We start from the raw sequence: 6,365 nt of genomic DNA on the forward strand, positions 1-6,365 counted from the left end.
GTGTTGCTTCTCTCGTTCAGAACTTAGTTCAAAACCATCTATTCAATACAACTTCCATCAATTCATCGGAATCTGCTTTTACATTGCCTGTGTTCGCTTTCAACTCAGCAACGATGTCGCCGTTTGCTACGATAATTGGTGTTACAACAGGAAGGCCAGCTTCTTTAATTTGTGCAATATCGAACTCGATAAGCGTTTGGCCTTTTTTCACTTTGTCGCCGGATTTCACATGCGGCTTGAATGGTTTGCCTTGCAAGGATACTGTGTTCACACCGATGTGAACGAGCAATTCCAAGCCGGATTCATGTGCAAGCACCAAGGAATGATGAGAATCAATCAAGTGCACGACATGACCGTCGAATGGAGCTATAAATACACCTTCTGTTGGCTCTATAGCAATTCCGTCACCAATAATTTTTTGTGCAAATGCTGGATCCGGTACTTGCTCCAAAGGTACTGCTTGACCTGTGATCGGTGCTGTAATGGAAATTTTCTTTTCTTTTTACCAAAACCAAACATATTGAGTTCCTCCTTGTATTTAACCATGTGAACTTTCGTCCGTCATTGTGGTTGTTGTGATAACCGACAAAAAAATCCAATTTCTCTTATGAGAAAATAAAAAGGCATGCGCTAAAGCATGCAGTTCACCCCGTGAACGGCCGCTTAGCTCATGCCTAGTCGCACTAGTAACACGCTAATTTCATGTGTAAAGATTCACACCCATTGTATCATGGTGGTTGCGCGGGATGCAAGCGAGCGGACTGTTGGTGAAATCTAGTCGATTCGTCCATCCTCAAGTGGCTGCTGAGTTATGCGGTATCCATAAGATGTGCGTTCTGGATACAAATCATACCGTCTGCGATTCGCCATGGTTACAATATAAATATACCCACTATATCCACATTTGCACCACATGATTGGGTATTTATTTGATAATTACATTCATATTTCATATCATACGCAGCACAGGAGAAAACGTTTCAAACCCCATATGACACAAGTTTTCCCTTCTTACTCCACCCTTAACATACTTAGGTTTAGCTGATTACTGTTCGTCCCCCGCATAATAGCAAGATACCCCCATCTGCTGCAAGGTGCTGACCATATCATCCGGCAATAGGCTGTCCGTTATGCATCCCGTAAGTCCATCTACAGTAGTCACTGTAAATAACGATGCTTTGTCCACTTTCGTATGATCGAATACCGCGAAAGTCTGCTGCGCTTGGCGCATTAGCATGCGGGCCGTCTGGGCTTCCAGCTCGGAGTATGTGGTGATCCCTTTCGTTGTCGAGAACCCGTCTATTCCCATGAACAGCTTCTCAATATTCAAATGCTCAATCGTCCGTTCCGCTAATGGCCCGCACAGCTCGAAGCTGTTACTACGCATTACGCCTCCGATGACAACAACTTGAATTCCCTCACAATCGGACAGCTCCATCGCAATATTGACTGCATTGGTTACAACAGTAATCCCTTGGCGCTGCTTCAATAGCCGAGCCAACAGGAATGTTGTCGTCCCCCCAGTTAAGCAGATGCTGTCGCCTTCTTCAATGAAATTCAAGGCTCGTCTTGCGATCGCTTCCTTCTCCAGCCACAGCAATTGACGCTTCTCGTCGAAGGAGACTTCTCTTACCGTACCTGGTCCTTCAAGCAGCGCTCCACCAATTGTGCGGATCAGTTCTCCCTTGCGCTCCATGAGATCCAAATCACGGCGGGCCGTAGCTTCCGAACATTCGAAACGCTCTATAATTTCCGCAATCGTTATGCGTCCGTTCTGCTTCATCACTTGCAAGATTTGCTGGCGTCGCAATTCGCCCTTGGATACCGATTCACTCATTCGTTACACTCCATCCGTTCCATAATCATACCTGTGTCGGGGCTTGCTTCTTATGAAGAAACGCGTTCCTAAGGCAAGGAGCGAACTCCTCTGTCCTGCAGCCTTGAATGCAATGCTCAGCTTGAACGGCTCGCTCTATATTAAATAGATACGAACTGCGTCAAGTTCCGCGGATCATCCGGATTCAAGCCCCGCTTGAGCGCTGTGTAGTATCCGTTATATTGAACAAAAGGCAGGTACAGCACTGCACGCGCTTCATCGCTTGCGCCCACGTGGCCAAGCTCAATGACCTTGTCTGCAAATGCGGTGTCCGCACCCGCTTGCGCCGTTACAATGACTACTATCGCCCCATATTGCTTCATCTCATGCGCAACCTTCAGCTCATAAGCACGGGCACTTTCCGACAACAGCAGCACAATTTGCGTTCCAGGCTCAACAATTGACTTCGGGCCATGACGGAATTCCAAGGTTCCGTATGCTTCTGTCCACGTATAGGTCATTTCCTTTAGCTTCAGACAAGCTTCCAGAGCCAATCCATACAAGGCACCCATTCCCAAATAAATCGTCTTATCAAATTGATTGCTGTTCACCCATGCTGATGTTGTTTCATCCGCCATTGTAACGAACGCACTGCTGGATTGCAATACTTCCTCAAGCTCTGACAGTTCCTTCTCCCGTCCCGCACCAAGCGCGATTGCCGCCTGCATCATGAACGTCATGCTGCTGAGCGATTTCGTCATGACTGTGCTCTTCTCAGCGCCTAATGGGGATACAAGGCATGGCGTCATTTGCGCCATCTTGCTGTTCGGATGACACGTAATGCCGCATGTTGTCCAATGAGTCAAGTCCTTGACGGAATCCAGCGCCAGAATGACTTCATGGGATTCGCCGGAGCGAGATACACCGACAAGCAGCACCTTCTTCGATGACGTCACCGTCTGCTCGCGGAACAAGAACAGATCAGAGGACGGATGTGCAGCTGCACTTCTTCCTGTCCACTTGCGGTATGTTGCCGCCATTGTCATTGCTTGGTACCAAGAAGACCCGGAACCAATGAATACAACCTCTTCAAATTGATCGTTTCCTATATATTGATCTACCCAATCCTTCTGATTGTGCAGCTGATCCCAAGCCGCTTGCAGCGCCGCCGCTTGATCGCTGATTTCCCGGTACGTATGTGTATCAAGATGGTTTGACATATCACAAATTCCTCCCTTATAATCAACTTAATGAAATTATAAATCATTATTTTAATTGTTTCAATCATTTATATGCAGGAGGTTACGGAAATGGGACATCTTATCAGCTCTACATCCATGCTCCAAGCTGCACGCGAACAAGGATTCGGAATTACTGCATTTAATGTACATACACTGGAGATGCTGCAAGCGGTCGTGGAAGCTGCAAAAGAGACGAATACACCGCTTATCTTGCAGACAACAGTCGGAACCGTGAAGCATCTAGGACCAGAATATATTGTAGCTGCCGCTCAGACAGCAGCGAAGCAAGCTTCTATACCCATCGCATTGCATCTGGATCACTGCACAGACTATGAACTGCTCGTTCAATGTATCCGCGCAGGCTATACATCTGTTATGATTGATGCTTCCATGCATCCTTATGAAGAGAATGTTCGCCGTACGCAAGAGGTCGTGAAGGTAGCAATTGCTGCTGGCGTCAATATCGAGGCGGAACTGGGCAAGGTCGGTGGCGTAGAGGATGATATTGTCGTTGAGGAAGAGGATGCGCGTCTGGCTGTTCCTGAAGAATGCGTGGCATTCGTAGAAGCGACAGGTGTTCCAACGTTGGCTCCTGCTATCGGAACTGCGCACGGCATATATAAAGGCGAACCAAAAATCGCCTTCGACCGCCTAGAACAAATTTATAAGCAAGTTAGCGTACCACTCGTACTGCACGGTGGCTCTGGTATTCCTGAGGAGCAGGTGAAGCGCTGCGTGAAGCTGGGCATGGGTAAAATGAACGTCGCAACAGAGCTGCGCATCGCCTTCTCAAACGCGATCAAAGATGTGTTCACAGCGAACCCAGATGAAAATGACCCACGCAAATATATGGTGCCTGCGAAGCAAGCGGTGAAGGAACTTGCAATCCGCAAAATGGAAATGGCGGGGTGCATCGGGAAGGCGAGCGCCGTTCGCTAATCGCGGCTGGAGGATTGAAGATGATTACAACTGTTACCCTTAATGCGGCTATTGATAAGACCTATTACATTCCCGGATTCGGCAGTAATGCGCTGTATCGGGCTGATGAGACACTTGCTACGGCAGGAGGCAAAGGGATCAATGTCGCTCGCGTCATCCATGCATTAGGAGAAGAAGTAACGGCTACTGGATTCGTGGCCGGCTATAATGGCATGGCCATCGTGGATATGCTTCGTCAGGAAGGTATTCAGGCAGATTTCCTCTCCGTGTCCGGAGAATCTCGCCTCTGTCTGAACATTATTGATCCGGTAGGAGGCTCACAGACGGAGCTGCTTGAAGCTGGCCCTGTGATCACACCGGAAGCGATTGAGGCCATGAAGGCTAAGATTGAGGAGCTTGCTTCTCGTTCTTCTCATGTAGTCTTCTCTGGCAGTATGCCGAAGGGATGCGGCACAGACCTATATGCCGAGCTGATTCATATCGCACGGAGCCAAGGCGCAATTCCAATCTTGGATACGAGTGGCGATGCACTGATCGCAGGCATCCGGAGCAACCCTTACTTGATTAAACCGAACGAGCATGAAGTTACGAAGCTCATGGGTGGTTCTGCCGACAATGAGGACGAGATCGTACGAGCCGTTCAGCAGCTCATGAAGGACGGCATTCCCAATGTAATCGTCTCTCTTGGCGAACGGGGTGCGCTGGCGGGCTGCGACGGGAAATTATATGACGTGTCCATCCCGCGCGTAGAAGCCGTTAATGCCGTAGGAAGTGGAGACTCTATGGTCGCAGGACTCGTCGTCGCAGATCATCGAGGCTGCTCTCCTGAAGAGAGGCTGAAGCTTGGTGCCGCTTGCGGTACAGCGAATGCGCTTATGCCTTCTGCCGGCATGGTGAAGCTGTCTGACGTGGAATCCCTTCTACGTGACATACAGGTTACCTGTCTTTCTTAATTTGTCCTGTCACGGAACATTCAAACGGTCGTGGGCACTGTCAACCGAGACAGTCGCAGCACGACCGTTATTTGTATCGCCTACAACGGCGGTCACTTCCTTCACTCCCCGGAATACTAGGTATGCAGCCCCCTCTGTGTAAGGCAATATGCTACTTCATAAGTAAGTGGAACTCGCCCATCGTCCTGCTGGAATGTTGCTTGATAGGCCTGCTGCATAGCATGAATGAGCTCCCTGCTGGTTGCACCTTTACGTTGTCCATCATCCATTGTTCTAGCATCATTGTGTACGAGAACTGCATTGCCAGCACCAACACGTCTCACTTGTGCGAGTGCAGTCCAAACATCAGGAAACGTATAGCGATAACTGCTTGTCTCCCAACGAATTGCAAGCTTGTTCCCTCCATGTTCGAGCAGCCATGTCATCCAATCTTCCTTATTCGGATAGCTCTGGCCGTGAGGTTGAGCAGGAAGATCAAGCAGCGCTTCCGCTTGGCGGAAAGCGTCATGCAGCTCTCTCACGGTTCCTGGCAAGAAGGTAGCAAACGCCAATATCCCGCCAGGAGCCAGCAATTGCAGCAAGCGATGAGTTGTATCCGCCGGGAAATTGAACCATTGAAAAGCTGCGCTAGACGCAATGATGTTGTAGGTTGGCCTCTCCGTCCCCTCCTGCCCACAAGCACTCTCCAGCCAAGCTTCCGCATCTGCATTAATCACATGTATGTTAGCAGGTGATACCCCTGCTTGTGTCAGCTTCATACTAGCCCGCTCCAGCATGCGCGAAGACAAGTCCACCAGCGTGAGCTCCGCTCCCGGGAAGGCACGCGATAATCGTTCCGACAGCATCCCCGTCCCGCATCCGATATCGAGAATGCGCACTGCACAGCTTACTTCATCAGTCGATGATGCAGTCATTCTATCAAGGTCTATGTCGTAAAATAGTGACTCAGTATTAGGAAGTGTCCCTTGTGGCGTTCCTTCAGATGAGGGCGGTCTTATAGTTTGACACATACGCTCGACCAGCTCATCTGCCATCACCCGCTGCACTTCGGCATAACGGTCATACTCTTTAGCGTGCCGATCAAAGCGCTGTCGCACGATTCGTTTGTCCACATTCGCCCCCGCAAACATCACGCTTTCCCTCCCTGTTCTATATGAAAATCATCGAAAAGCGTCTCCTTCGATGATGCGCTGCACCACATGCGTATATGGTGCAGCCATTGCGCCGTCTGCGTAGCGAACGGCGCATGCCCGGCGTGCGGGAGCACCACGAACCGCGCAGCGTTCCGGTGGCCGCACGCCGCTTGTGCCCACTGCTGCGCAGCAAGCGGGCATACGCTGTCGTCCGCGCCATGGAGCCAGTACAGGCGCGAACCATCCGGCGCGTCGGTGAGACGCGCCCACGCCCGCTCCAGGT

General features: G+C 50.1%; 7 protein-coding genes. 2 read left to right on the top strand and 5 right to left on the bottom strand.

Going from position 1 to position 6,365, the window contains the following annotated elements:
• Window positions 1–28 precede the first annotated feature (28 nt).
• The 3 genes from AZ66_RS25385 to AZ66_RS25395 form a co-directional block, all read right to left on the bottom strand.
• Window positions 29–451 (bottom strand): PTS sugar transporter subunit IIA, encoded by a 423-nt coding sequence (locus tag AZ66_RS25385; protein WP_331436939.1) that lies wholly within the window; start codon window positions 449–451, stop codon window positions 29–31.
• 594 nt (window positions 452–1,045) lie between these two features.
• Window positions 1,046–1,837, bottom strand: a complete 792-nt coding sequence (locus AZ66_RS25390; protein ID WP_044357424.1) for a DeoR/GlpR family DNA-binding transcription regulator — start codon at window positions 1,835–1,837, stop codon at window positions 1,046–1,048.
• A 140-nt stretch (window positions 1,838–1,977) separates the two neighbouring features.
• The gene (locus AZ66_RS25395; RefSeq protein WP_044357425.1) at window positions 1,978–3,036 is read right to left on the bottom strand and encodes an SIS domain-containing protein; all 1,059 of its coding nucleotides are present in this window, start codon (window positions 3,034–3,036) and stop codon (window positions 1,978–1,980) included.
• 90 nt (window positions 3,037–3,126) lie between these two features.
• Between AZ66_RS25395 and AZ66_RS25400 the strand changes: the two genes are divergently transcribed.
• Both AZ66_RS25400 and pfkB read left to right on the top strand, forming a co-directional pair.
• Window positions 3,127–3,996, top strand: a complete 870-nt coding sequence (locus AZ66_RS25400) for a class II fructose-bisphosphate aldolase (RefSeq protein ID WP_044357426.1) — start codon at window positions 3,127–3,129, stop codon at window positions 3,994–3,996.
• Window positions 3,966–4,949 carry a 1-phosphofructokinase gene (gene pfkB / locus AZ66_RS25405; protein ID WP_231587044.1) on the top strand — a complete coding sequence of 328 codons (984 nt, stop codon included), beginning with the start codon at window positions 3,966–3,968 and terminating at the stop codon, window positions 4,947–4,949. The genes AZ66_RS25400 and pfkB overlap by 31 nt, the downstream gene beginning before the upstream one ends.
• Window positions 4,950–5,065: 116 nt before the next feature.
• Here the strand turns inward: pfkB and AZ66_RS25410 are convergent, their stop codons facing one another.
• The gene (locus tag AZ66_RS25410; RefSeq protein WP_044357428.1) at window positions 5,066–6,079 is read right to left on the bottom strand and encodes a methyltransferase domain-containing protein; all 1,014 of its coding nucleotides are present in this window, start codon (window positions 6,077–6,079) and stop codon (window positions 5,066–5,068) included.
• Between the two features lie 30 nt (window positions 6,080–6,109).
• Window positions 6,110–6,365: hypothetical protein (locus AZ66_RS32145; protein ID WP_197081769.1), on the bottom strand; the 256-nt coding region annotated here is incomplete at its 5' end.

The sequence above is a fragment of the Paenibacillus sp. E194 genome (genome assembly GCF_000935845.1).
GTDB lineage: Bacteria > Bacillota > Bacilli > Paenibacillales > Paenibacillaceae > Paenibacillus_B > Paenibacillus_B alvei_B.

Bases quoted from the DNA above. Each gene is read 5' to 3' on its own strand.
- AZ66_RS25390 (WP_044357424.1), bottom strand. From the start codon at position 1,837: ATGAGTGAATCGGTATCCAAGGGCGAATTGCGACGCCAGCAAATCTTG.
- AZ66_RS25395 (WP_044357425.1), bottom strand. From the start codon at position 3,036: ATGTCAAACCATCTTGATACACATACGTACCGGGAAATCAGCGATCAA.
- AZ66_RS25400 (WP_044357426.1), top strand. From the start codon at position 3,127: ATGGGACATCTTATCAGCTCTACATCCATGCTCCAAGCTGCACGCGAA.
- AZ66_RS25410 (WP_044357428.1), bottom strand. From the start codon at position 6,079: ATGTTTGCGGGGGCGAATGTGGACAAACGAATCGTGCGACAGCGCTTT.